A 25,415-nucleotide genomic window follows, 5' to 3' on the forward strand; every position below is an offset into this window, starting at 1 on the left:
TCTCACGGGCAGGTGACGTGGATCCCGAACGTCACGTCGCGCGTCCCGCTTTGGCCGGGTGTGGTCGCCTGGCCGGTGCCGGTGACCGTGTAGCTCTTGCCGTCCTTGGTTGCCTGCACCTGAGTCGGCGATTTGGTTCCCTGGTACGGCAATTGATATTGGCCGTTGTCCAGCTTGAGCGAAATCGCGAAGCCATCGACGGTGGGCGGTTGTTCGTCGGAGACCGCGAGGGAGACCGACGCCGAGTCGTCGTGCACGCTGATGCGGGTGGTGAGGTCTCCCGATTCCGGCGGCGACGCATTCGGTTGTGCTGCTGCGCTGGTGCAGTCGACGCCGGCGATCATGGTGTGCTTGTTCCCGTCGATCATCACGGTGGTGCTTGCCAACGCGGCGGTGGAACTCGGGGTGGCAGCCGGGTGGCCGTTCTTGCCGGAACATCCGGGCAGCCCGGCCCCCAACGCCAGCACACCGAGCGCGGTCGCGGCGCCGACGACCCGGCGCCGATCGTTCAGGTTCCTCATTGTCGGCCCTCCGCTAGACGTCATCAGGACTATAAAGCCCGATCGTTACCGCCGGGACGCCCAGCCGATCATGGCGTGCGGCGGTCGGGCGAACGGGCGTTGAACGCGCCCGTGTTCACGACGCGAAAGCCTATCCCGCACAGGGTTGTTCGTTATCTCAGTGTGTCGCGGTCGCGATGAACATGCCGGCGGCGGCGACGAGGAGCACGCCGTCAATCAGGAGCGCATAATGCCGCTGATCGGTTCGGCGCACGAGCGGACGCGCGACGAAGGGCCCGATCATCAAGGCGGTGCCGATCACCAGCCCGCGGGTCACCACGGCGAAGCTGAGCGCGCCCAGCTGGCTGAAGGTGCCGATTTTGCCGATGTAGAGCAGCAAGGCGCTGACGGCCTCCGACCCGAGGAACGCGCCGCCGGACAGCCCGTATCCGGTGAACACGGGCACGCTCAGCGGGCCCGTCGACAGGACCAGACCGGTGAGGAAGCCGACGACGACGCCCGCGACGGCCAAATGCCGCAGCCGAATCCGCCACCGGCGGGCCAGCGCAACCCTGCGCACCGGGATCATCGCGAGGAAAAACACCCCCAGCAGCCCGTCGACCACCGCCTGCGGGATGCTCAGCAGGGTGTTCGCGCCGAGCACGACGGCGGGAGTCCCGGGCAGCGCGTAGGCAAGCACCGGCCGCCAGCGAATCTGCCGCCACCACGCGGCAACCCGCGCGACGTTCGCCATCACCGCCGCAATCCCCATGACGGGCACCGCAATTCGCGGCCCGTACATCATGACCAGCGCCGGCAGCAGCACTAGGGACGAGCCGGTGCCCACCAGCCCACCGAGCGCTCCGGCGGCCAGGGCGATGAGAAAGAGGACGGCGAGAGCCACCATGGCAGGACCTTCTCGCCGGCACGCGGCGCACCGGCGGGGGTCCTCCAGGCTTTTGTCCGTTCAGATGACCGCCTTCCGTCGGGGAAGGCGGTGGCGCCGCTCGGACCAGTCACACCGTGTGGTGCCGGAACCCTAGGCGCTGTCGGGAACAGGCTAACAGGTGGTGCAGCCGCCTACGCGCCGCCGCGTTCCACCGGGCGGGCCGGGTCCGCGCACCACTCCGACCACGATCCCGGGTACAGCGCCGCCGTTCGGCCCACCGCCGCGAGCGCGGCGATCGTCACGGTGGCGGTGACGCCGAGCCGCAGTAGGCGGCCACCGCGCCGTGCCGCTCGATTCGGTGCTCGGCGAACACCCGGGCGAGCGCGTCGTCGTCGAGGAAGGTGCCGTCGGCCGCCAAAACGTCGCCGCTGGGCAGATTCTCGGCGCCGGGAATGTGCCCGGCGACGGGATCGAGCGGTTCCACCTCGCCGCGGTAGCGTTCCGGCGCCCGGGCGTCGATGAGTGTGGCGGCGCCCGCGGCCACCTGCTCGGTCGTCACGGTCGGACGGTTGCCGGAATGCAAATCATCATGCGGCACAGTCACATTCCCGGGCGCTGGTTCGACCGGCCCGGACTCGAGTCGGCCGCCGGTCGCCCGCCAGGCGGCCAGCCCGCCGTCCAGAATGCGGACGTTGTCCAGCCCGGCCGCGCGCAGCAGCCACCAGGCGCGCGCGGAGCCGGCGCGGTTCCAGTCGTCGTAGACCACCACCGGTGTGTCCTGCCGGATGCCCCATCGGCGGGCGGCCGCCTGCAGGCTGGGTCCCGACGGCAGCGGGTGACGGCCCCGCCCGGACACCGTGTGGTCGCTGAGCTCGTCCTCGAGCGAGACGTACACCGCGCCGGGAAGGTGGCCCTGCAGGTAGGCCGCGCGGCCGTCGGGCTCGTCGAGCCTCCACCGCACGTCCAGGATGCTCACCGGGTCTCCGGCCTCGATGACGTCGGCCAACTCGGTCGCGGTGATCAATACCTGATCGCGTGCCCCCACCGGATCCTCCTTGTCGTCTGTAGCGAGACTAACCAGCGCGGTCGGGCAAACCAGCGCCCGCCCGAGCGGCGCGGCGAAAAGGCCCGGGTGACGGGGGCCGCCGACAGGAGCAACGGGTGGCGCACACACGGCGAGCGACGCGGCCGCGCCGCGCCAGGTCAGGCGGTTTGTTCGGAGTGCCCGCCCGGATCGTCGAAAACCGGTGCCCGCAACGACGCCAGCATGCCGGCGGCGGCCCGGTGCCAGGTGAAGTCCTCGGCGCGGCGCCGCGCGGAAATGCGGCGCTGCCGCTCGGGCCGGCTGACGATGGCGCTGACCGCTCGCGCGATGGCGGCCGGGTCGTTGGCGGCCGATGCGCCGCTGTCCGGGGTGACGATCTCGGTCAGCGCCGACGTGCGCGAGACCACGGCCGGCGTGCCGCACGCCAGCGACTCCAGCGCGGCCAGCCCGAACGTCTCGTGCGGTCCCGGGGCCAGCGTCACATCGGCCGAGGCGAGCAGCTGGGCCACGGTGGTGCGATCGGAGACGAAACCGGTGAAGTCGACCGGGAGCCGGGCGGCCTGCCGCTGCAGCCTGGCCCGCAGCGGGCCCTCGCCCACCACCACCAGCCGCGCGTCGACACCGGCGTGGCACAGCTCGCCGAGCGCGTCGATGCTGCGGTCGACGCGCTTTTCCACCGACAGCCGGCCGCAATGGACCAGCAGCAGCTGGGTCGGCGCCGCCCAGCGGCGGCGCACCAGCTGCGAGTGGTGCCGCGGATGAAACGTCTGCAGGTCCACCCCCAGCGGGACGGTGACGGTGTTGCCGGCGCCGATGCGGTCGAATTCCTCACGCGCAAAGCCCGTGGTGCACACCACGGTGTCGTAGTCGGCGGCGGTGCGGGCGTTGGCCAAGTCGGCGAACTTCTGCGCTGCCCGTCGCGGAAGTACCTGCCCCACAAGGCGATCCAGCCGCTCGTGAGAGATCATCACCGTCGTGACGCCGTGGTCGCGGCCCCAGCGGCCCAGCGATCGCAGGGTGAGCCGGTCGGACACCTCCAGTGCGTCGGGCCGCAACGCTTCCAGCAGCGCCTTGACCGGGCCCGGCAGCACCGCGCGGTAGCCGCCGGTGAAGGGAATCAGTCGGGCGGGCAAGGTGATTCGCACCACGCCGGTGTACAGCCGGGCACGCTCGGTGCGCTGCCCCGGAACGATCAGGAAGACCTCGTGGCCGTGGGCGCAGTATTCGGCGCCCAGTCGGTCGACCGCGGTGCGAAGGCCGCCGGAGCGAGGGCCATAGAAATTGGCGACCTGTACGACACGCATACCGTGAGGACACGCGGCGCGCGTGTGCACTCCTCAATGCTGGCCCGACGCGGGCCTGAACACTGGGTGAACTTCGCCTGGCGGGGTGCTGTTCGGCGGTCTGGCGTCACACTCGACTACCGGGTGCCCCAATCCCAGCGGGGCGTCGTCATCAAAGTCTGCCCGCCGATGCGTGTTTCGCCCCAGTCCTTGTACAGCTCGATCTCGACGGCTTCGCCGTCGGCGCCGCCTTCGCCCAGCGGGACGGTATCCAAGAATCCCAGCAGCGAGCGCGAGTGGGTGACCACGACGACCTGGGTCCTGGCGGCCGTGGTGCGGATCAGCGACGCCAGCGGGGCGACCAGGTCGGGGTGCAGCGAGGTTTCCGGCTCGTTGAGCACCATCAGCGACGGCGGTTGCGGGCTCAGCAGCGCGGCGGCCCACAGCAGGAAACGCAGTGTGCCGTCGGACAATTCGGCCGACCGCAGGGCGCGCAGCATGCCGCGCTGGCGCAGCTGAAGGTCGAACAACCCGTCGTGGATGGCCACCGAGACGGTGGCGCCGTCGAACGCCTCGGCGACGGCCCGGTCGAGGTCGTCGAACCCCGACTCGAGGATGGTCTGGATCGCTGCGGCGAGGTCGCTGCCGTCGTCGGCGAGCACCGGGGTGCGGGTGCCCACCTGCGGGTGCCGCGCCGGTGCCCCCGCGTCGACCCGGAAGCCGTCGTAGAACCGCCAGCCGCGCAGCCGATCTCGCACCGCCGCCAGTTCGGGCAGCGCGTGCGGGTGGGCGTATTCGGCGAGCACACTGTGATACGACGGCAGCGACCGGGACAGCTCGTCGAAACCGCTGCCGCTGTCGGCGCTGGCCTCGGCGAAACCGCGGGACCGTCGCACCAGCGTCGTGCTGGGCCGCAGCACCGGGCCGGCGAACAGCACTTCGCGTTTGATCTCCGGATCGCGGGCGAACACCGACTTCCCGGCCGACTGCGGCAGGCCCAGATCCACCAGATAACCGAAATCGTCTGCAGCGAAGCCCAATTCGAGGGATACGGGCCGGGTGCGCACGGTGCCCTCGGTCTTCCCGGAGCGTCGCGCCCCGGCCGGCTGCTCGGGGCCGGCCCACAGCACCGATTGCAGGCCGCCCTCGCGGGCCAGCGACCCGATCACCTCGCCGCGGCCGCAATCCGCCAGCAGCCGCAGTGCTCGATACAGCGACGACTTGCCGGTGCCGTTGGCGCCGGTGATCACCGACAGCCGGCCCAGCGGCAGAACCACCTCGCGCAGCGAGCGGTAGCCCCGGACCGCGACGGTGTGCAGCATGAGGCCGACTGTACGGTCGGCCACCGACGGGCCCTATTCCGTGTCGCCGTCGTCCTCGTCGGCCGCGGCGGCCAGCAGCTGCACCTCCTCGAGATCCATCTCGTTTTGCAACTCCCGCAGCACCGTGTCGTCGATCCGGTTCTGATTGCGCAGCGCGGTGACCTCGCGGCGCTTGTGCTCGAGCACCCCCAGCCGCACCTGCCGGACCTTCTCCCGGGTCTTGAGGATCCGGTTGTCCGGCGAACCGTTCTCGGTGGCCAGCACCAGCGCGGCCTTCTCTTCGTATTCCTTGTGCAGCCGCCGGCGCAGCTCGTCGCTGACGCCGACCTCGTCGGCGACCGCGGGTAGGGCGTCCAGGGCGGCGCGGGCGGCACGGGTGCGGGCCAGCTGCAGCTCCTCGGCGTGCGCGACGTCCGCCGGCAGCCGCGCCCAGCGCACCACAGCGGGCAGCGTGCTGCCCTGCACCAGCACGGTCACCAGGATGACGACGGTGACGATGAAGATCAGCAGGCTGCGGTCCGGGAACGGCGCGCCGCTCAGCGTGGTCATCGGCACGGCCACCGCCGCGGCCAGCGACACCGCCCCGCGGAATCCGGCCCAGGCGGTGACGAAGCGCTGCCGCCAGCCGACCCGGCGTTCGCGTTGCACCGCCCGGCGGTCGATCAGCCGGATCAGCATGGTGGTGAATTCGCCCCAGAAGATGCGCGACACGATCACCACCCCGGTGATCACCAGCGCGACGAACAGGGCGTGCCGCACACCGCCGTCGACGCCCGCGATGCCGCGCAGCGCACCGGGGATCTGGACACCGACGAACACCCACAACGAGCCGTTGAGCAGGAACGTCGCGATGTCCCAGAAGGCGTAGGACTGCAGCCGGGAGCGGGCCCGGATCACCACCGGCCCGGAGTAGGCCAGTACCAGGGCCGACACCACCACCGCGACCACCCCGCTGCACTCGACCGATTGCGCCAGCAGGAACGCCGCGAAGGGCGTCACCAAACTCAGCGCTCCCTCCTCCTGGGGCGCGTCAATTCGCTTGCGCACCAGCGTCACTGCGCCGCCGACCAGCAGGCCCGCGGCGATCCCACCCAGGTACGAGCCGATGAACCGGAGTGTGACCTCCGGTGGGCTGATCGCCGGCGCGCCGATCGCGACGTGCACGCTGACCGCGAACAACACCAGCGCGGTGCCGTCGTTGATCAGACTCTCGGCCTTCAACACCGTCAGCGAGCGGCGGGGCAGCTTCTTGGCCAGCCCGGCCACCGCGGCCGCGTCGGTGGGGGAGAGCACCGCGCCCAGCACTCCGGCCGCATGCGGATCCATGCCCAGCGCCCGCGCCGTCCACGACACCGCCACCGCGGTGGCGATGACCAGCGCGACGCTGAGGAACACGATGATGCGCGCGTTGGCCCGGATCTCGCGGAAGCTGATGTTCAGGCCTTCCCAGTACAGGATGGCGGGAAGGAACAGCAGCAACACGATCTCGCCGTCGATCCGCACGTGCCCGAACTGCGGGACCAGACCCAGCAGCACGCCGAGCACGATGAGCAGCACCGGCGGGCCCACCCGGTAGCGACGGCCGATGACCGTGCCCACGATGACGGTGGACACCAGGGCGACGATCAGGACGAGGCCGAACACCAGCCCATCCTGCCGGACGCGACGGACGGTGGCCGCGCGGGCCGCACGACGTCATGCGCCGGCGCTTCTTCGCCTATCTTCGGTCTGGGTCACGGCCGATTAGGCTGCGGAGCGGAATCGAAGGGGGATCTGGTGAAGGTCAGGCTGCTGGCAACAGTCGCCGCGCTCATCTTGTCGACGGTGCTGGGCTGTCACTTCGAGTCCCGCAACCCGCCGTCGACCAAGACCCTCCAGGTCCCCATGAACGATGTGCTGACGCAGAGCGACATCAGCCAGAACATCACCCTGGCCGTCGGCAACACCCTGGTCGTGCAGCTGGGTTCGAACTACACCACCCCCTACCGGTGGACGCCCGACGCGAAGATCGGCGATTCGGCGATCGTCAAGCAGACCAGTCACGAGTTCGTCCCACCGACTTCGGACGCGCTAGGGGCGCCGGGCACCGAGGTGTGGACGTTTGCGGCGCTGAAACCGGGGAGCACCACCATCACCACGTCCTACAGCAGCTTCGTGGACAAGAACGCCAAACCGGCGTGCACCTACACCCTCAGCGTGACCGTGCGATGAGCTGATCGGGCAGCCGATCGCGGGCCGAGTAGACCTCGGCGAGGAACTGCTCGACGGCCACCGCGGTGTGCGCGGCGCGCACCGAGCCGAAGATGTCGAAAGCGTGTTGGGTGAACGGCAATTCGGCGTAGGCCACCGGTTGGGTGCTGACTTGCCGCAGCCGTTCGACGAACGCGCGGGCCTGCTCGACGTATGCCAACGAGTCGTTGCGGCCGTGCAGCACGAAAAACGGTGGTGCGTCCGGGTTTACGTGGGTGATCGGTGAGGCGGCGGCGAACGTCTCCAGGTGGGTGGCGGGCCGTTGTTTGATGATCGACTTGATCAGCAGTCCGGGCATCATCGGGTGCAGGCTGTCGTCGAAGCGGGTGAAGTCGTAGATGCCGTAGAACGGCACCGCCGCCTGCACCCGGGTATCGGCGTCTTCGAAGCCGGGCTGGAACCGCGGGTCGTTGGGGGTGAGCGAGGCCAGCGACGAGAGGTGGCCGCCGGCCGACCCGCCGGTGATCGCGATGAAGTCGGGATCGCCGCCGTAGCCGGCGATGTGTTGTTTGACCCAGGCCAGGGCGCGCTTGACGTCGACGATGTGGTCGGGCCAGGTGTTGCGCGGGCTGTGCCGGTAGTTGATCGCCACGCAGATCCAGCCCAGTTCCGCGAGATGGCTCATCAACGGATGTGCTTGTCCGCGTTTGTTTCCCGTCGTCCAGGCGCCGCCGGGGATCTGGAAGAGCACCGGCGCCCTGCCGGTGAGGTCGAGGTCGGGGCGGCGCCAGATGTCCAGGTGGTTGGCGCTGCCGAATTCGCCGTAGCTGATGTTGGAGTCGTGGGCGTAGTCGCGGTAGATGCGCAGCATCCGCAGCAGGCCCGGTGTTTTGGCGGTGCCGGCGCCGGTCGGCCGGCGCCACAGGTCCGCCGACTCGGTGAGCCGGTCGGCGCCCAGTTCGCTGTCCAGCGCATCGGTCAGCGGCACATTGGCCCGGTGGCCCGCCCGGCTCAGGTTGAGCAGGCCGAGCGCCGACAGGCCCGCGACCAGCCACGCGATGATGCGGACCGGCCGGGTCAGGCGACGTGCCGTCAGGGCCAGCCCGCCGAGCTGGCTGAGCATCGTCTGCAGCGGCAATTCGGTGACGACGAGCCCGAACATCCAGGCGTACAGCGACGGGTACCCCTTGCGCGCCAGCGGCCGGTAGGCGTTGAGGGTGGACGCCGCGGTCACCGCGCTGACCGTCAGCGACCCGATCTGCCGGATGAGGTGGACGATTCGAGCTTTGTGCATTGGCCCACTTTACGTAGGGGTGTGACGCCCGAATCCGCTAGCGCCGGTGCTAGCGGATTTGGGCGAATCGTCATGGTGTCGGGAGGGACGGCCGGACCGCCGAGGTCGGGACCCGGGGACCACCCGGCCGCCTAAGTCCGGAGCTCTCCGGGTGGGGATGAGTGACTCGCGGATCCGCCAGCGCCCGTGCTATCAACCCGGCGTGAACCACTACACCTACCGAGTCGCCTGGTCGCCATACCTCGGCGAATACGTCGGCACCTGCCTCGAACTGCCCTACGTGCGCCGCCAGGGTGCGACGGCGCAGGAGGCGATGGGCGCGATCGAGGAGGCCGTCGACTGGTACATCGCCAGCGCTGAGTCCTCCGGCGAAACGCTGCCGACGCCGATGGCCGACCGGCACTACAGCGGCACCATCGTCGTCCGGACGTCCCCGGAACTGCACAGCCGGCTGGCCATGGAAGCCGCCGAACAAAGGGTCTCGATGAACCAATGGGTGGTGCAGAAACTGTCTGGACGACGCCCGAGCGAGACGTTCGGGCTGTCCGGATTCGACTAGCGAAAAGCTACGACGCGTAGCGAAAGGCTACGACGCCTCCGCGCGGCTTTCCAGGTTCTTCACCGGGGCCGGGTCGTTTTCGGTCAGCCCCACCTTCGCGGCCCCGCCGGGTGAGCCGAGTTCGGTGAAGAAATCGGCGTTGATCTGCAGGTATTGGCTGTGCTCGGGCGGCAGGTCGTCCTCGTAGTAGATGGACTCCACCGGGCACACCGGCTCGCAGGCGCCGCAGTCGACGCACTCGTCGGGATGGATGTAGAGCATCCGGGCACCCTCGTAGATGCAGTCGACCGGGCATTCCTCGATGCATGCCTTGTCTTTGATGTCGACGCAGGGCTCGGCGATCACGTAGGCCACGAGTGTTGTCCTTCCTTCTGGCGAGCGGGGTCAGCCGGGTGCGGGGCCGCAGCAACTCGGTTCAGGCTGGCCAATGTAGCGCGCCGGCGGCCGCGCGGGGCGCCGGCCGCGTGCCTTCCATGCTGGCCGCCCGCGCCGGGCCGCAGTAGAGGTGCCAGCGTTGTGGTGTCACAAGCTATAGTTGTGTCACACGATTTGATTGTGAGCCCGCGACCATGCCGCTCAGCCCGAGGATGCCCGAACTCGCCTCGTTCGAGGCGTTTTTGGCGATCGCCGAGACCGGCAGCCTCGGCCGAGCCGCCCGCGAACTCGGGCTGACCCAGCAGGCGATCTCCCGGCGGCTGGCCACCATGGAGGCCCAGATCGGTGTCACCTTGGCGGTGCGCACCACGCGCGGTTCACAATTGACGCCGGGCGGCCTCATCGTCGCCGACTGGGCGACCCGGCTGCTCGAGGTCGCCCACGAGATCGACGCCGGCCTGGGCTCGCTGCGCAAGGAGGGCCGGGAGCGGATCCGGGTGGCGGCCAGTCAGACGATCTCCGAACAGCTGATGCCGCATTGGCTGCTGTCGCTGCAGGCCGAGGCGACCCGGCGCGGCGAGGCCGCGCCGCAGGTGATCCTGACCGCGACCAACAGCGAACACGCCATCGCCTCGGTCCGCGACGGCAGCGCCGATCTTGGATTCGTCGAAAACCCCGGCACGCCAAAGGGTTTGGGCAGCTGTGTGGTGGGGGAGGACGAGCTGGTGATCGTGGTTCCGCCCACCCACAAGTGGGCGCGCCGCTCCCGCGTGGTGACCGCACGCGAACTCGCCCAGACCCCCCTGGTCGCCCGCGAACCGCATTCGGGAATCCGCGATTCGCTGACGGTGGCGTTGCGCAAGGTGCTCGGGGAGGACATGAAGCAGGCCGCGCCGGTGCTGGAACTGACGTCCGCGGCGGCCATGCGCGCCGCCGTGCTGGCCGGCGCGGGGCCGGCCGCCATGAGCCGGCTGGCGGTGGCCGACGACCTGGCGGTCGGCCGGCTGCACGCCGTCGAGATCCCGAAGTTGGACCTGCGACGCAAATTTCGCGCGATCTGGATCGGCGGGCGCACCCGCCCGCCGCGGCGATCCGCGACCTGCTCAGCCACATCATCGCCCGCACGGCGGCATCGAAGTGACTCAGGCCGCAGCGTCGGCCGACAGCGCCTCATCGTAACGATCCAGCACCGTCTCGGCCACCAATCGGTGCGCCCCCAACGGGGCGGCCATGCAAATCCCATTGTCCCGGGCGAAGGTTGACACCCCGTCGGTGATGAATCCCGGCGCCAGAAACCATGGTGCGATCACCAGCCGGCGCGCGCCGCGACGGCGCAACCGGTCGGCGGCGCGGGCCACCGACGCCTCGGGCCGGGTCGCGAAGGCCGTTGTGGCGCAAGCCCATCGGGTTCCGGCGGCCAACCGGGACGCAACCTTGGCGGTGCGTGCGTTGGCGGCGATGTTCGACGAACCGATCGCCACCACCATCACCCCGAGATCGTCGTCGAGCGGGGAAACCCCGATCTCGGCCAGACGCCCGCGCAGCACCGCCACCAACCGGTCGTCCTCGCCCAGCACGTCGGCCTGCCGGATGCCGTGCGCACCGGCGCGGGCGATCTGTTCGGGGATGTCGAGCCGCGCGTGGTAGGCGCTGGCCAGCAGCAGCGGGGCGACCACGGCGCGCCGACTGTCCGGCAACCCGGCCAGCACGTCGACGAAGTTCGGGGCGTTGAGCTCGAGGAAGGCCAGCCGCACGTCGAGGCCGGGCCGCATCCGCCGAAGCCGATCGGCGACGGCCTCGGCATTGGCGGCCGACCGCGGATCGCGGCTGCCGTGTGCCGTGAGTACCAGCGTGCTCATGAGGCGTGTAACCCGCATTCGACCTTGTTTCGTCCCCGCCAACGCCCGCTGCGCGGATCCTCACCCGGCGCCGGCTTGGCGGTGCACGGGGCGCAGCCGATCGACGGGTAGCCCTCCTGCACCAGCGGGTTGACCAAAACCCGGTTGCGCTCGATGTATTCGTCGACCTGCTCGTCGGTCCAGGCGGCGATCGGGTTGACCTTCACCACCTTGAACGACTCGTCGAAGCTGATCAGCGGGGCGTCGGCGCGGGTGGGCGCCTCCACCCGGCGCAGCCCGCTCACCCACGCCGCGTAGCCGCGCAGCGCCCTGCGCAGCGGCTCCACCTTGCGCAGCCGGCAGCATTCGTTGGGGTCCCGGGCGAACAGGTCCTTGCCCAGCAGCTCGTCCTGCTCGGCCACGGTGTGCTCGGGCGTGACGTTGAGCAGGTGGATGTCGTAGACGGCCTCGACGGCGTCGCGGGTGCCGATGGTCTCGGGGAAGTGATAACCGGTGTCCAGGAACAACACCGGCACGCCGGGGCGCACGTCGGAGGCCAGCGACACCGTCACCGCATCCTGCATGTTGCAGGCCACCACGTATTTGCAGGTGGCCCAGCCACGCGGCCCGTCGACGGGCCCGAAGTGCTCGTCGGTCCAGCGCAGGATGTCGATCGCGCTGGCGCCCTCCAGCTCCGAGGCGCCGCGCTCGGCCAGCTCGCGCAGCTGTTCCTCGGTGAAGTCGGTTGCCACGTCGCTCATTTCGACCTCGGACCTCAGCGCAGCTCTTCCTCGTCGGCGCGCAGCGCCCAGGACGCGAACGTCTCACCGTCGTTGCGGCCCTCGAGGTACTTGCGCGTCACCCGGTCGATGTAGTCGCCCAGTTCTTCGCTGGTGACCTTGTGCTGCCGCAGTTTTCGGCCGAAGCCGCTCTGCTCGCCCAGGCCGCCGCCCAGGTGAACCTGGAAGCCCTCGACCGACGTGCCGTCGCCGTTGTCGATCCATTGGCCCTTGAAGCCGATGTCGGCCACCTGGATTCGGGCGCACGAGTTCGGGCATCCGTTGAGATGGACGCTGATCGGCGCGTCGAGCTGGGCGTCGACGTCGGCCAGGCGCCGCTCCAGCTCGGGCACCAAAGTCTGGGTGCGCACCCGGGTTTCGGCGAACGACAGCTTGCAGAACTCGATCCCGGTGCAGGCCATGGTGTTCTTGCGCCACGACGACGGCCGCGACGGCAGGCCCAGCGCGTCCAGGCCGGCGACGAGTTCGTCGACCTTGTCGTCGGGCACGTCGAGGATGACCAGCTTCTGAAACGGCGTCCAGCGCGCCCGATCGGAGCCGACCTGTTCCATCAGGTCGGCCACCGCGGACAGCGTGGTGCCCGAGACGCGCCCCGCGATGGGCGCGACGCCGACGGCGTTGAGCCCGTTCTTGATCTTCTGCACCCCGACGTGGTCGATGGTGTGCTTGACCGGCGCGGGCGCCGGTCCATCGATCAGCCGCCGGTTGAGGTATTCCTGTTCGAGAATTTCACGGAACTTTTCGATGCCCCAGTCCTTGACCAGGAACTTCAGCCGGGCCTTGGCGCGCAGCCGCCGGTAGCCGTAGTCGCGGAACAGCTGGGTGACGGCTTCCCACACGTCGGGCACCTCGTCCAGCGGAACCCACACGCCGAGCCGCTGGGCCAGCATCGGGTTGGTGGACAGGCCGCCGCCCACCCACAGGTCCAGGCCGGGTCCGTGCTCGGGGTGCTCGACGCCGACGAACGCGACGTCGTGGGTCTCGTGCGAGACGTCCTGCAGGCCCGAGACCGCGGTTTTGTACTTGCGCGGCAGGTTGGCGTATTCGGGGTTGTTCAGGGAGCGACGGACGATCTCCTCGATCGCGGGCGACGGATCGAGCACCTCGTCGAGCGAGTCGCCGGCCAGCGGCGAGCCGTGGATACCGCGCGGGCAGTCGCCGCAGGCCTCGGTGGTCTGCAGCCCGACGGACTCGAGCCGCCGCCAGATCTCGGGCACGTCCTCGATGCGAATCCAGTGCAGCTGCAGGTTTTCCCGGTCGCTGATATCGGCGGTGTCGCGGGCGAATTCGGTGGAGATCTGCCCGAGCGTGCGCATGGTGTGCGCCGACATCGCCTTGCCGTCGGAGCGGACCCGCATCATGAAGTACTTGGCTTCGATCTTGTCGGTGTTGTCGTCACCGGTCCAGCTGCCGTCGTAGCCCTGCTCGCGTTGGGTGTACAGGCCCATCCACCGAAAGCGGCCGCGCAGGTCGGACTTGTCGATGCTGTCGAAACCCTGCTTGGCGTAGACGTTGATGATGCGCTCGCGCACGTTCAGCGGTCCGTCGGCCAGCTTGATCTTCTCGGTGTCGTTGAGCGGTTCGCGATCTCCCAGCGCCCACTGACCCTCGTTGCGGGTCTTGACGGGACGTGCGGTGGTCATGTGGTGTTCTCCTTCGCGAACATTCCCCGGTGTGCGACGCACCGGGGTGGTGTTCCTGACGGGCTCAGATCGGCCTGCTACGGGGCCGGGATGGGCTGTCGGCCGCGGCATCGCGATGATGTTGGGGCTTTAGGAACCCGCAAGTTCGTCGTTGGACCCACGGGTCGCGATTCCCATAGTGCACTACTTGCGGCGGCGTCAGTAGAGGTCGCATGTTGTGAGGGCACAACCGGACGTTGTGTGCGCCGCTTCACGGTGGGTGACGGCGATCACTTTGCGGGCCAGGCGAATTGCCGGGCCGGTCGCTGCGGTGAGGTTGGCAATTCCGGCCTGATTGGCAACCTTGGCCAGGCCGGGCGTCAGACCGGAATCGTGGTGGAAGTCGTTCTGCGGCCGCCGAGTTGGGCCGGCAGCCGGGTGTATCCGTGCAAGTTGATCAGCGACCGCCGTTGCGGGGCAGCAGTGAGCTGAAGATCGGGGAAGTTCTCGAAGAGTGCCCGCAGCGCGGTGGCGCCCTCGATGCGGGCCAGGGCGGCGCCCAGGCAGGCGTGGATGCCGGAGGCGAACGCCAGGTGCTCGCGTGCATTGGGTCGGGTGACGTCGAAAGTGGTTGGGTCGCTGAACACTTTGGGGTCGCGGTTGGCGCCGCCGAGGAACAGCCCGACCATCTCGCCGGCGCCGATGTGGGCGCCGGCGATGTCGACGTCGCAGGCCGGGGTGCGCGCGGTCATCTGGACGGGGCTGGCGATGCGCAGGATCTCCTCGACGGCCGAGGGCCACAGGTCGGGATTGTCGTGCAGCAGCGCCAGCTGCTCGGGGTGTCGCAGCAGCAGCACGATCCCGTTGCCGATCAGGTTCACCGTGGTCTCGAAACCGGCGCCGACGATGAGCGCGGCGTTGGCGGTGAGTTCGCGGTCGGTCAGCGACCCGTCGGCGGCCATCCGGCCGAACGGATTGTCGCTGTGCGGGTCCGCGCGCAGCTGGTGGAAGTGCGCGAGCAGGTACTCGTCGACGCCGCGCAGCCCGTCGATGGCGTCGCGGTAGGTCCTCCAGTCGATGCCGAGGTCCAGCAGCGGAGAGCCGCTGCGGCCCCACGCCAGCATGCGCGGATAGGAATCGGGCGGCATGCCAAGGATTTCGGCGATGATGGCGACCGGCAATCGGGTCGCGAAGTCCGCGATCAGATCGGGCTGCGGGGTGGCCGCGATGCGCTCGATCAGCTCCATGGTCACCTGCGTGACCCGGGTGTTCAGTGCCTCGATGGCGCGCGGGGTGAAGCTCTGCGCGACCAGTTGCCGGTAGCGGGTGTGGTCGGGCGGATCCACGATCACCATGGCGGGCGGCTCCACCGGGTTGGCGACGCCCGGGTCGGTTCTGGCGATCAGCGCCCGCACCGGACGCGGCAGCTCCATCTCGGTGGGTGAGGTGACGCCAAAGCGCTTGTCGCGCAGCACTTGTCGGCATACCGCGTGGTCGACGCTGGCCCACACGAAGGGCGCACGCATCAGCGGCCCGCGGGCGCGGATCTGTTCCATTAACGCGTAGCGGTCCTCGCCCGTCGTTCCGCTGCGCAGCAGCCGCGCCAGCGGGTCACCGCGCCGGGCCTGGACCGCGAAGTAGGCCCGCGGCAGGCCGTGCATGGCCATCCACCGGGCGCCGAGCCGGACACGCATGGGCGATCCCTCCGAAACCGTGAGCCGGTCACGAGACGTGCGATACAGTGGGACTCTAAATGTCTCAGATGGCTCGTCGTCACGATACGACGGCCGCGGCCGGCGGGCAAGGAGGGATGCGTGACCTCGACGCGAACGGCGGAGTTCGTGCGACGACTCACCGAACCCGACCCCGTCGTCCTCGCCCAGGTCGACAACCCCGACGAGATCACCGCCCGAATTCTGGCCGCCACCCTCAAACAGGCCGAACTCGTCGGGATGCGCCGCACCACCATGGAGGACGTGGCCCGGCGCAGCGGCGTCGGGCGCGCCACCCTGTACCGGCGGTTCCCGACCAAGGCGGCGCTCGTCGACGCCGTAGTGCTGGCCGAGGCGCGCCGCTACCTCGAGGGGGACGCGCAGGCCTGGGCGCAGGGCGCGACGTTCGAGGACCGCATGGTCAACAGCACGGTGTTCTCGGTGACCTTCATGCGCGAACACGCGCTGCTGAAGAAGTTGCTGCGCACCGAGCCCGAGACGATCCTGCCCAGCCTGACCGTCGACGCGGGCGTCATCCTTGACTACGCCACCGAGTACACCGTCGGGCTGCTGCGCAGGGAGCTCTACGGCACGGAGACCACGCCGGCCCAGGAGCGGCACCTGCGCACGGTCGCGGAACTGCACACCCGGCTGACGCTGTCGTTCATCGTCACGCCGCACACCAGCATCAACCTCGCCACCATCGACGACACCCGCAGTTACGTGCGCAACTACCTGATGCCCATGGTGGTCGGGCCTCGCTGATGGGCCCAACGGCACCGGACTGGGCGGCCTTGGCCCGCCCATGTCGAATGTCGTTGCGGCTAGGGTGGGATGGCGTGGCTCGCGCGGGGGCGCCGCGGTAGCGACACGCGTGAGGTTGGCCACGTTAGTTCGATGCCCGATTCGGGAACACGCGGGCTGAACCGTCGTGAGAGTGGTGAGAAAGGACAGTTCTGGTGAGCTCCTCGTCCCGCGGGTCGCGGCTTGGCATCCGGTTCGGGCCGTACGAGCTGCGATCGCTGATCGGCGCCGGGACGTTGGGCGAGGTCTACCGCGCCTACGACACGGTCAAGGACCGGTTGGTCGCGCTCAAGCTGTTGCGGGGCGAGTTGGATGCTGGTTTCCGGCAACGTCTTTGGCGCGAGTGTCGGGCGGTGACGCGGTTGCAGGAGCCGCACGTGCTGCCGCTGCATGACTTCGGCGAGATCGACGGCGTGCCGTTCATCGACATGCAGCTGGTCGACGACGGGGGCAGCCTCAAGGAGTTGCTGCGCGAGCAGGGCGGGCTGGAGCCGTCGCGGGCGGCGTCGATCACCGGGCAGGTGGCGCGCGCACTGGACGCCGCGCACGCCGCCGGGCTGATGCACCTGGACGTCAAACCGGAGAACATCCTGCTGACCCACGACCACTTCACCTATCTCGCCGACTTCGGGCTGGCCCAGGCCGCCGGCGACGACAAGCTTTCGCGCACGTACATGGCGCCCGAACGATTCACCACCGGAAGCCTCGGGCCGCAGACCGACATCTACTCACTGGCGTGTGTGCTCTACGAATGCCTCACGGGCCAACCACCATTCGAGGGTGCCGACCCGGGGGAGCTGAGGAGCGCGCACCTGCTGTCGCCGGCGCCCCGGCCCAGCATCATGCGCCGCGGTGTCGGCCGGGCGTTCGACGACATCATCACCCGGGGCATGGCCAAGCAGCGAAGCGCGCGATTCGCGTCCGCCGGCGAGCTGGCCCGGGCGGCCAGCGAAGCGGTGTTCGCGGCCTACGAGCCGGTGTCGGCGGCGCCCGGGCTCGGCGGGCCCCGTGCGTTGCCGGCGCCGCCGGCGCAGTTCGACGACCCGGACGACACCTTGGGGCCGCCCCCTGCTGCCGAGCGACCGCCGCGCGGGCCGGCGGGCCGGCTGCCCGTGGTGGTGACCGCGGTGGCGGTGCTGATGTTGATCGCCGGGGTGGTGCTGTCAGTGAAAACCGTTGTGGGGACTCATCACAACAATTCGGCCCCGCCGCCGGCCCCGACCACGCGCGCGTTGGCGCCCCCGCCCCCGACGACCCCGCCGCCACCGCTGACTCCGACGCTGTCGCGGCCGGTGACCGGCGCCGACGGGTTGGGGTTCATCGGCGAGACGGCGCGCTGCGACCCGGGCAACCCGCCGGCCGCGGTGGTGCGCACGGCCAAGTCGCTGGCCGTGGTGTGTCAAAACCTTAGCGGCAGTTACTATTACCGCGGCGAGCGGATTCGCGACGGTGCGCACATCGAGCTGTCCAATGCCGAGCGGGTGGAGGACGGGTTCGACGTCACCAATCCCGTCGACGGCGTCGTCTACGAGGTGCGGCCGAATCGGTTGCGGATCATCAGCTTCGGGCACGTCGACTCGTCCGAGCCGGTGCTGCAGTACGCGACGGCGTCGTAATCGGCACGGTTCTTTTCGAGGGCGCGTGTTGGGACGGGTCGTTTGCGCCGGCTCGGGGGCGTTACGAGTCTCATAGGCATCATCGGTCACATGGGTACCGGTTTGCCTACCATGAGATCACTCCCAAATCCGCTAGCGGATGTGATAGCACTCCAGTCGAAGCGGCCAATGGGACCGTTGCGTGTAGTGGCACGGGATCACCACGGACGCAACGTTTTTCGGCTCTTTCCCGGTGCGAAGGTGACCGGCAGCTGACCCAGCCCGGTCATGCTCGGGTTGCCCAGGTACTGGTGCACGTTTTCGACGTCGACCTGGTAGTCCGGGATGCGGTCAAGAACCGCCCTGACCATCACCTCCGACATCAGCCGCGCCAGGTGGGAGCCGATGCAGCGGTGCGGGCCCAGGCCGAAGGCGACGTGCCGGTTGGGTGCGCGGTCGAGGATGATCTCGTCGGGCCGGTCGAATTCGTTTTCGTCGTGGTTGGCCGACAGCCAGCTGATGACGACGCGGTCGTTCTTGCGCAGCCGTTGGCCCGCCAGGACAACGTCGTGAGTTACTGTGCGACTGAGGGTTTGGTTGACCGAGAAGTAGCGCAGGAATTCGTCGGTGGCGGTGCGGTAGAGCTCGGGGTGGTCGATGAGTTGCTGCCGGAGGTCGGGGTGGGTGCCCAGGTGCAGCAGGGTCAGCGCGGTCTGCGAGGTGGTGGTGTCGACGCCGCCGCCGATCAGGTTCCACAGGATGTTGAGCAGCTGCTCGTCGGTGAGGCGGTGGCCGTCGAACTCGAATCGAATGAGGAAGCTGGTCAGGTCTTCTTCCGGTTTCGCGCGTCGGGTGGCGGCGTGGTCGAGGACTTCTTGCATCATCGCCGGCACTTTGGCGATTGCTGGTGGCGTACTCGTCGCTGTCCTGGGAGACGGCCATGACGGAGTGAAACAGGTTGGCGTACAAGTGCCAGTTGTCGTAGGGCAGGCCCATCAGCTTCATGGTGAGGACGGCCGGGACGGGGCTGGCGTAGTCGAGCACCAGGTCCATCTGCCCGGTGGTTATTTGTTGGTCGAGGAACCAGTGGGCGGATTGCTCCATGAACGGCTTGAGTTTCTCGACGGCGCCGGGGGAGAAGAACGGGGCCAGCGCGTGACGTAGCGCTTGGTGGTAGGGGCCGTCGACCTCGCCGAGGCCCAGGGCCGGTTGGCCTTCGGGTCGCGGGACGCCCATCTCGCCCTGGTAGTCCACGCCGTCTGCGGCGTTCGGCTCGTACTTGTGGGCGAAAGTGTCGCCGTTGCGGGCGGTTTGGCTGACGGCGTCGTAGCTGCTGAGGAACCAGAACCCGCCGTAGTTCTCGTTCCACGCGACCGGACATCGTTGCCGCAGTTCGGCGTTGACGGCCAGTTCGTTGAGGTTGAACGCGTCGGAGTGATGGTCGAAGTCGACGATCGCGTCGGGGCTGACGTTCGGACGTGTGGCCATCGAAAAGCCCTCCAACGGAAGGTGATTTGCGTATTCGGCGGAAGCGGGCCGCTATTGGTTTATCTTTTGCATTATTACGCGTTCCAGCTGGTTGCAGTAGGGGCCTCGACGCCGGGCGGCGTCGGGCAGGGCCGGTTCGGTCCGACTTGCTGCGGGAAGGTTGCCATGACGAGCCATCGCACGGTTTTTAATCACGTTGGGTTATGCGTGGCGGATCGGGAGCGCTCCCGCCGGTTCTACGAGGGCCTGCTGGGTTTCCAGTTCTGGTGGGAGATCGACCCGCCCGACGACCTGACCGCCCAGCTGGTGAGGCTGCCCGAGCCGCTCGGCGTGCACGCGACGTATCTGGTGCGCGACGGGCTGGTGCTCGAGCTGATCGACTACTCGAAGCGCCGGGTTCATGCCGGCTCGGAGCGGGTGATGGATCAGATCGGGTTGACGCACATCTCGTTCTCGGTGTCCGACCTGCCGGGTGTGTTGGCCCGGGTGCGCGAGTTCGGTGGAGCGGTGGTCGACGGGAGCGTGTCCGATGGCGCGGCGATGATCCGGGATCCGGACGGGCAGTTGTTGGAGTTGCTGTCGGACGGGTGGTTGGCGGCATTGCCGGGGAGGCCTTGAGTAACCGGTTCCCTGATCGGAATGAGGTGTCAGGTTCGCAGCTAGTTCGGCGCGTCGGTGCGCGTGGCTGGGACGCCCGCCTGTGGATCGTGGAAATCGCGTAACTCTGTCGCGCCTATCAATTAGGCTGTGCCCGGGTTCAGGCCCACGTCGAAACACAGCAAGCCAGATCCTTTGAGCTGGGAAATACGCGCCGCTTAACTGCGCGGAATCCATAACCAGTCGTAGGACGCGGTCGCCGGAGGAGATCGTTCGGGTGGTCACGGAAAGTGAAAAGGTGACTCGGCAAACTCGCATTGACCCACGGTTAGCGTCTGCCGGTTGGGAAGTCGCGAAATTTCATCCATCAATGGCCGGTGCCATCCCTTCTCAAAAGGCTGTCGAAGAGTGGCCAACCGAGGCTGGCCCGGCCGACTATGCGCTCTGCGATGAACACGCAGTGCGTGGCGTTGTGGAGGCCAAGAAGCTAACGGTTGGGGCGCAGGGCATCTTGCCGCAAGCCGAGCGCTACGCGCGGGCGATCAAGGTTGATCAGGTATGGCGGGGCGAGTTCCATGTGCCATTCCTATATTCGACGAACGGCGAGGAAACCTGGTTTCACGATGTACGCCGACCGCAGAACCGCTCACGCAGGGTGGCGACGTTCCACACGCCGAGTGCACTAAGGGAGCTGCTCGAACGCGATAGTGAAGCAGAGTTCGCCAAGCTGCGTACGATTCCGCTGAACCCAGAACTGCGGCCGTATCAGGTGGAGGCCAACACGGCGATCGAGCAGACGGTCGCCGAGGGTAAGCGCAAGATGCTGGTGACGATGGCGACCGGCACTGGCAAAACGCTGATGACGGTTAACGAGATCTATCGGCTAATGAAGTCTGGCGTCGCCCGACGCGTCCTCTTTCTTGTTGACCGCCGCGCCCTGGCAGCGCAGACGGTGCGAGCCTTCACCAGCTTCGAGGCTGAGCCTGGCCTCAAGTTCCATAAGCTCTACCCCGTCTATTCGCAGCGTTTCCAACAGACGGACTTTGATAAGGACGAGAAGTTTGACCCGAACGTAATGCCGAACTCGCTGCTCACCAACCCCAAGCTAGGGGACGCCTTCGTATACGTCAGCACTATCCAGCGAATGAGCATCAATCTGTTTGGTCGTGATGCAGGCATTCACTTCGGCGAGGGCGACAGTGGCGATGAGGATGCCAAGAAGCTCGACATCCCTATCCACGCCTTCGATCTGATCGTTGCCGACGAGTGTCATCGCGGCTACTCAGCCAAGGAACTGTCGGTGTGGCGGGACACGCTAGATTGGTTTGACGCCATCAAAGTTGGGCTGACGGCGACGCCGGCTGCCCATACCATGGCCTACTTCGAAAACCTTGTATATCGCTACGACTACGAGCGTGCAGTGCGCGAGGGCTATCTCGTGGACTACGACGTCGTACGCGTGCGCAGTGATGTCCGCATGAACGGCGTGTTTCTACATCAGGGCGAGCAGGTCGACCAGGTCGACCCTGATTCCGGTGCCAGGCAGCTAGATCTACTTGAGGACGAGCGCGCCTATGACGCTTCGAAAGTGGAGCGGGAGATCACGGCACCCGATAGCAATCGCAAAGTGCTCGCCGAACTAAAGAAGTATGCCGAAGCACACGAAGCCGAAACCGGCCGCTTCCCAAAAATACTCATCTTTGCCGCCAACGACCTACCCCATGTGTCGCACGCCGATCAGTTGGTGGAGCTCGCCAAAGATGTGTTTGGTCGTGGTGAGTCATTCGTCGGCAAGATCACTGGCCGAGTCGATCGGCCGTTGCAGAAGATCCGGGAGTTTCGCAATCGACCGAACCCGAAAATCGTTGTGACGGTTGATCTTCTAACAACCGGTGTCGACATCCCTGATCTTGAGTTCCTGGTCTTCCTGCGCCCAGTCAAGTCCCGCATCCTGTTCGAGCAAATGCTCGGCCGTGGCACCCGTCGTTCACCTGACCTGACGCCAGCCAAGACAAACTTCACTGTCTTTGACTGCTTTGATGGCACGCTGCTCGAATACTTCCGGGCGACTACCGGCATGACAATTGAGCCGCCTGAGGGCGACAGCAAGACCATCGCGCAGATCGTCGAAGACATCTGGCAGAACCGCGACCGCGACTACAACACCAAACGCCTTGTCAAACGTCTGCAGCGCATCGACAAGAACATGAGCGGCGAGGCTCGCGACTTATTCGCCCGCTTCATCCCCGATGGCGACGTCGCCAGCTTCGCTGAAGACCTGCCCGCCAAACTGCGTGGTGACTTCGCGGGCACGATGAAGATCCTGCGTGACGCCGACTTCCTCAAGCTATGTGTCGAGTATCCGCGTGCAAGAACTCACTTCGTTGTCGCCTCGGGCGTGACGGATACGGTCGAGTCCGAGGTCCTGATCAAGGCTGGCATCGGCAAGGAGTACAAGCCCGATGATTATCTGCAGCTTTTCGTTCGCTTCGTCGAGCAGCACGAGCGTGAGATCGAGGCCGTGCAGATTCTGCTCGGTCGGCCGAATGATTGGAGTGCGGATGCTCTACGCGAACTGCGAGATGCGTTGAGCCAAGCGCCCGAACACTTCACGGAGGACAACTTGCAGCGGGCGTTCAACGCGACTCATCACAAAGCGTTGGTCGACATCATCTCGATGGTGAAGCGGGCAGCGATCGACGAGGCACCTTTACTTACCGCCGAGGAGCGCGTCAACGCTGCCGTAGCCAAAGTGACTGCCGATCATCAACTGACCGACGAGCAGGCGAAGTGGCTGGAGTACATCCGCCAGCACTTGGTACAAAACCTCAGCATCGAGCGGGAAGACTTCGAGGTCATCCCAATCCTGTTCGATCGTGGTGGCTGGGGACGAGCTAACCGAGTGTTCGACGGACAGCTCGATGATCTGATTAAAGAACTGAATAAGGAGCTTGTCGCCGCATGACAACTGGTGATGTCGTAAATAAACTTTGGGGCTTCTGCCACGTCCTACGCCATGACGGTATCGACTACGGCGACTACATCGAGCAGCTCACGTATCTGCTGTTCCTCAAGATGGCCGACGAGCGCGGTGTCGAAGTCCCCGAGCACGCCGATTGGCCGTATCTGCGTAAGCAGTCCGGCAGCGAGCTCCTCGATGCCTACGTAGAAGCGTTGCGTACTCTCGGCAAGGAGCACGGCCTCCTCGGCGACATCTATTCTGGCTCGCAAAATCGTTTCACCAACCCGGTCAACCTGCAAAAGCTCATCGGTCTGATCGATGAGACTGAATGGACTGCCATTGATACTGATATCAAAGCGGCAGCGTTCGAGGGTCTGCTGGAAAAGGCTGCCAGCGAGGGCAAGAAGGGTGCCGGTCAGTACTTCACCCCACGCATCCTCATTCAATCGATGGTGCGCTGCATACAGCCCGACCCTCGCGTCAGCAAGGATTTCAAAATCTGCGACCCAGCCGTCGGTACGGGGGGATTCCTCATCGCTGCGTATGAGTGGCTGAAGGATCAGACTAAAGGCGGTGCGCTCGACCGCGATACGGCCAAGCGCATCCGTACTCGGACCTACTACGGTAACGAACTTGTGCAGCGACCTCGTCGGTTGGCGCTGATGAATCTCTACCTGCACCAGGTCGAGCCGCACATCACGCTTGGCGATTCGATCTATGAGACACCGGGAAGCCAGCGCTTCGACGTCATACTGATGAATCCGCCGTTCGGCACCAAGGGGGCAGCCCAGGCGCCAGATCGAGACGACTTCGTCGTCCAGACGAGCAACAAGCAACTCAACTTTCTGCAGCACATCCTGACCACGCTCAAGAAGGGTGGCCGCGCTGCGGTAGTCGTGCCCGACAATGTACTGTTCGCTCAGCAGGCCGGCGAGGTGTTCCAGGTGCTCATGGAGGACTGCGACCTGCACACCGTATTACGTTGCCCGAGGGGCACATTCAGCCCGTATACCGAAGGCACCAAGACCAATGTCATCTTCTTTACCAAGGGTAGGCCCACCGAGCGTACGTGGATCTATGACGCCCGTTCCAACGTCCCAAAGATCACCAAGAAGAGCCGTCCACTTAGCCCCAAGCATTTCGCCGAGTTCGAGAAGTGTTATGGCGATGACCCGAACGGGTTGAGCAAGCGTTCCGAGGGGGAGTCGCCAGACGGCCGGTGGCGAAGCTTCACGCTTGACGAGATTAAGGAGAAGCATTACAAACTCGACGCCTTCAAGTGGCTGCGGGATGAGGAACTCGATTACGCCGACGAGCTTCCCGAACCCGAGGAACTGATAACCGAGGCCATGGAGGAGCTGCAACTCGCGTTGGACGACCTTGCCGACATCCAACGCCTGCTCGAAGGTAATGGAGTAAGCGGTGTCTGAGGATGTCGTCGCTCCCGATGGGTGGACAATTGCGCCGCTCGCACTTTGCGTCGATGTATTAGACAGCCGTCGCAAGCCGGTCAACGCGAAAGGACGCGCCGCAAGGCCTGGCCCTATCCCGTACTACGGGGCCACTGGTCAAGTTGGCTGGATAGACGACTACCTCTTTGATGAGGAGCTGGTCCTCCTCGGTGAGGATGGCGCGCCCTTTCTAGACAAGTCCAAGCCAATTGCGTACGTCATCGATGGCAAGAGCTGGGTTAACAACCACGCACACGTTCTTCGTGCCCGTCGTGAGGTGACAAGCAATCGGTACATCAAACACTACTTGGATTCATTCGACTTCAAGGACCGAGTACAGGGGAGCACCAGAGACAAGCTCAATCAGGGCTCCATGAATTCGATCCCTGTACTGCTGGCGCCGCGTCCGACACAGGACACGCTTGTGGCCGCGATTGATGCATTCGAATCCAAGCGTGCCAGCGCCTCAGGCCACCTTTCGGCAGCGCATCGGGCGAACGAGCGCTTCCGGCAAGCCGTTCTCGCCGCCGCCTGCTCCGGCCGCCTCACCGCTGACTGGCGAGCGGAACGAGATATTGAGGATGCCGCCGACATGTCAGGCGGCTGGGAATCCCTCACGCTCGGCACTATCGCAAGTTCGATTCGCGGTGGCTCGACCGAGGTGCCACGAAATGAACCGACGAATTACCCGATCCTTCGATCTAGCAGTGTGCGGCCGTTCTCCATTGACTTCTCGGATGTTCGCTACTTGAGCGCCGAGCAGTCCACGCGTGAGGCGAATTATCTGCAAGACGGTGACTTGCTGATTACACGGCTCAGCGGGAGTCTTGAGTATGTTGGCAACTGCGGAATCGTCCGGCTCGCTGATGACGCAAGGATCCAGTATCCCGACCGTCTTTTTTGCTGCAGGCTCAGCGACCCGCGTGAGGCGCAGTTTGTCGAACTTGTATTCGCGGGCCCCGAAATCCGATCCCAGATCGAAGCAGCCACGCGATCTGCCGCTGGACATCAGCGGATTTCGATATCTGATCTCAAGGGCTTCCACTTTGCGCGCCCGCCGCTCGATGAACAGGCTGAGATCGTCCGTCG

The 25,415-nt window shown here is 66.7% G+C and carries 19 protein-coding genes and 3 pseudogenes; 9 read left to right on the forward strand and 13 right to left on the reverse strand.

The window, feature by feature from the left end; genetic code table 11:
* Nucleotides 1–2 precede the first annotated feature (2 nt).
* The 6 genes and pseudogenes from NF20_RS02755 to NF20_RS02780 form a co-directional block, all read right to left on the reverse strand.
* Nucleotides 3–521 carry a lipoprotein LpqH gene (locus NF20_RS02755; RefSeq protein ID WP_009976374.1) on the reverse strand — a complete coding sequence of 173 codons (519 nt, stop codon included), beginning with the start codon at nt 519–521 and terminating at the stop codon, nt 3–5.
* Between the two features lie 157 nt (nt 522–678).
* Entirely contained in the window at nt 679–1,407 is a 729-nt protein-coding gene (locus tag NF20_RS02760; protein ID WP_019733058.1) for a sulfite exporter TauE/SafE family protein, read from the reverse strand.
* A 173-nt stretch (nt 1,408–1,580) separates the two neighbouring features.
* Nucleotides 1,581–2,434 (reverse strand): annotated as a pseudogene (locus NF20_RS02765) (sulfurtransferase).
* A 158-nt stretch (nt 2,435–2,592) separates the two neighbouring features.
* Nucleotides 2,593–3,738, reverse strand: coding sequence for a glycosyltransferase (locus tag NF20_RS02770; protein WP_019733323.1), 1,146 nt, complete (start codon nt 3,736–3,738; stop codon nt 2,593–2,595).
* A gap of 116 nt (nt 3,739–3,854) precedes the next feature.
* Nucleotides 3,855–5,039: an AAA family ATPase gene (locus tag NF20_RS02775; RefSeq protein ID WP_033713261.1), complete on the reverse strand. Its 1,185-nt coding sequence runs from the start codon at nt 5,037–5,039 to the stop codon at nt 3,855–3,857.
* 33 nt (nt 5,040–5,072) lie between these two features.
* Nucleotides 5,073–6,683: a Na+/H+ antiporter gene (locus NF20_RS02780; RefSeq protein ID WP_009976383.1), complete on the reverse strand. Its 1,611-nt coding sequence runs from the start codon at nt 6,681–6,683 to the stop codon at nt 5,073–5,075.
* Between the two features lie 132 nt (nt 6,684–6,815).
* Between NF20_RS02780 and NF20_RS02785 the strand changes: the two genes are divergently transcribed.
* The gene (locus NF20_RS02785; protein ID WP_003872412.1) at nt 6,816–7,250 is read left to right on the forward strand and encodes a protease inhibitor I42 family protein; all 435 of its coding nucleotides are present in this window, start codon (nt 6,816–6,818) and stop codon (nt 7,248–7,250) included.
* Here the strand turns inward: NF20_RS02785 and NF20_RS02790 are convergent.
* Complete coding sequence (locus NF20_RS02790) at nt 7,231–8,523, reverse strand: alpha/beta hydrolase (RefSeq protein ID WP_019733325.1); 1,293 nt, start codon at nt 8,521–8,523, stop codon at nt 7,231–7,233. The two genes, NF20_RS02785 and NF20_RS02790, sit on opposite strands and share 20 nt — an antisense overlap.
* A 202-nt stretch (nt 8,524–8,725) precedes the next feature.
* Here NF20_RS02790 and NF20_RS02795 point away from each other — a divergent pair, with 202 nt between their 5' ends.
* On the forward strand, nt 8,726–9,082 hold the full coding sequence (locus NF20_RS02795; RefSeq protein WP_003878228.1) for a type II toxin-antitoxin system HicB family antitoxin: 357 nt from the start codon (nt 8,726–8,728) through the stop codon (nt 9,080–9,082).
* A gap of 27 nt (nt 9,083–9,109) precedes the next feature.
* Here the strand turns inward: NF20_RS02795 and fdxA are convergent, their stop codons facing one another.
* Nucleotides 9,110–9,436: a ferredoxin gene (gene fdxA, locus NF20_RS02800; protein WP_003872409.1), complete on the reverse strand. Its 327-nt coding sequence runs from the start codon at nt 9,434–9,436 to the stop codon at nt 9,110–9,112.
* A 215-nt stretch (nt 9,437–9,651) separates the two neighbouring features.
* Between fdxA and NF20_RS02805 the strand changes: the two are divergent.
* Nucleotides 9,652–10,598: pseudogene (locus NF20_RS02805) on the forward strand (LysR family transcriptional regulator).
* Between the two features lies 1 nt (nt 10,599).
* Here the strand turns inward: NF20_RS02805 and NF20_RS02810 are convergent.
* From NF20_RS02810 to NF20_RS02825, 4 genes are all read right to left on the reverse strand, one after another.
* On the reverse strand, nt 10,600–11,316 hold the full coding sequence (locus NF20_RS02810; RefSeq protein ID WP_033713264.1) for a sirohydrochlorin chelatase: 717 nt from the start codon (nt 11,314–11,316) through the stop codon (nt 10,600–10,602).
* A complete protein-coding gene (locus tag NF20_RS02815; protein WP_023865705.1) occupies nt 11,313–12,056 on the reverse strand; it encodes a phosphoadenylyl-sulfate reductase in 744 nt (247 codons plus the stop codon). Before NF20_RS02815 ends, NF20_RS02810 begins: the two co-directional genes overlap by 4 nt.
* A gap of 14 nt (nt 12,057–12,070) precedes the next feature.
* Complete coding sequence (locus NF20_RS02820) at nt 12,071–13,738, reverse strand: nitrite/sulfite reductase (RefSeq protein WP_009976394.1); 1,668 nt, start codon at nt 13,736–13,738, stop codon at nt 12,071–12,073.
* A 359-nt stretch (nt 13,739–14,097) separates the two neighbouring features.
* A complete protein-coding gene (locus tag NF20_RS02825; protein WP_019733519.1) occupies nt 14,098–15,411 on the reverse strand; it encodes a cytochrome P450 in 1,314 nt (437 codons plus the stop codon).
* A gap of 120 nt (nt 15,412–15,531) precedes the next feature.
* Here NF20_RS02825 and NF20_RS02830 point away from each other — a divergent pair, with 120 nt between their 5' ends.
* Both NF20_RS02830 and NF20_RS02835 read left to right on the forward strand, forming a co-directional pair.
* Nucleotides 15,532–16,194: a TetR/AcrR family transcriptional regulator gene (locus tag NF20_RS02830; protein WP_019733518.1), complete on the forward strand. Its 663-nt coding sequence runs from the start codon at nt 15,532–15,534 to the stop codon at nt 16,192–16,194.
* 194 nt (nt 16,195–16,388) lie between these two features.
* A complete protein-coding gene (locus NF20_RS02835) occupies nt 16,389–17,849 on the forward strand; it encodes a serine/threonine-protein kinase (RefSeq protein ID WP_033713266.1) in 1,461 nt (486 codons plus the stop codon).
* 197 nt (nt 17,850–18,046) lie between these two features.
* On the opposite strand, the pseudogene NF20_RS02840 reads toward NF20_RS02835, so the two are convergent.
* Nucleotides 18,047–19,316: pseudogene (locus NF20_RS02840) on the reverse strand (cytochrome P450).
* A 165-nt stretch (nt 19,317–19,481) separates the two neighbouring features.
* Between NF20_RS02840 and NF20_RS02845 the strand changes: the two are divergent.
* The 4 genes from NF20_RS02845 to NF20_RS25890 all read left to right on the forward strand — a co-directional run.
* The gene (locus NF20_RS02845; RefSeq protein WP_033713267.1) at nt 19,482–19,934 is read left to right on the forward strand and encodes a VOC family protein; all 453 of its coding nucleotides are present in this window, start codon (nt 19,482–19,484) and stop codon (nt 19,932–19,934) included.
* Between the two features lie 349 nt (nt 19,935–20,283).
* A complete protein-coding gene (locus NF20_RS02850) occupies nt 20,284–22,878 on the forward strand; it encodes a type I restriction-modification enzyme R subunit C-terminal domain-containing protein (protein ID WP_080576411.1) in 2,595 nt (864 codons plus the stop codon).
* Nucleotides 22,875–24,305 (forward strand): HsdM family class I SAM-dependent methyltransferase, encoded by a 1,431-nt coding sequence (locus NF20_RS02855; protein WP_019734054.1) that lies wholly within the window; start codon nt 22,875–22,877, stop codon nt 24,303–24,305. Before NF20_RS02850 ends, NF20_RS02855 begins: the two co-directional genes overlap by 4 nt.
* Nucleotides 24,298–25,415: restriction endonuclease subunit S (locus NF20_RS25890; protein WP_179944205.1), on the forward strand; the 1,118-nt coding region annotated here is incomplete at its 3' end. The genes NF20_RS02855 and NF20_RS25890, both read left to right, overlap by 8 nt.

Origin of the sequence: Mycobacterium sp. MAC_080597_8934 (assembly GCF_000523975.1) — a bacterium.
Lineage (GTDB): Bacteria > Actinomycetota > Actinomycetes > Mycobacteriales > Mycobacteriaceae > Mycobacterium > Mycobacterium avium.

Excerpts from the sequence above, each read along its gene's own strand:
- NF20_RS02755 (WP_009976374.1), bottom strand. The coding sequence starts at position 521 with ATGAGGAACCTGAACGATCGGCGCCGGGTCGTCGGCGCCGCGACCGCG.
- NF20_RS02760 (WP_019733058.1), bottom strand. The coding sequence starts at position 1,407 with ATGGTGGCTCTCGCCGTCCTCTTTCTCATCGCCCTGGCCGCCGGAGCG.
- NF20_RS02770 (WP_019733323.1), bottom strand. The coding sequence starts at position 3,738 with ATGCGTGTCGTACAGGTCGCCAATTTCTATGGCCCTCGCTCCGGCGGC.
- NF20_RS02775 (WP_033713261.1), bottom strand. The coding sequence starts at position 5,039 with ATGCTGCACACCGTCGCGGTCCGGGGCTACCGCTCGCTGCGCGAGGTG.
- NF20_RS02790 (WP_019733325.1), bottom strand. The coding sequence starts at position 8,523 with ATGCACAAAGCTCGAATCGTCCACCTCATCCGGCAGATCGGGTCGCTG.
- NF20_RS02810 (WP_033713264.1), bottom strand. The coding sequence starts at position 11,316 with ATGAGCACGCTGGTACTCACGGCACACGGCAGCCGCGATCCGCGGTCG.
- NF20_RS02815 (WP_023865705.1), bottom strand. The coding sequence starts at position 12,056 with ATGAGCGACGTGGCAACCGACTTCACCGAGGAACAGCTGCGCGAGCTG.
- NF20_RS02820 (WP_009976394.1), bottom strand. The coding sequence starts at position 13,738 with ATGACCACCGCACGTCCCGTCAAGACCCGCAACGAGGGTCAGTGGGCG.
- NF20_RS02825 (WP_019733519.1), bottom strand. The coding sequence starts at position 15,411 with ATGCGTGTCCGGCTCGGCGCCCGGTGGATGGCCATGCACGGCCTGCCG.
- NF20_RS02845 (WP_033713267.1), top strand. The coding sequence starts at position 19,482 with ATGACGAGCCATCGCACGGTTTTTAATCACGTTGGGTTATGCGTGGCG.
- NF20_RS02850 (WP_080576411.1), top strand. The coding sequence starts at position 20,284 with ATGGCCGGTGCCATCCCTTCTCAAAAGGCTGTCGAAGAGTGGCCAACC.
- NF20_RS02855 (WP_019734054.1), top strand. The coding sequence starts at position 22,875 with ATGACAACTGGTGATGTCGTAAATAAACTTTGGGGCTTCTGCCACGTC.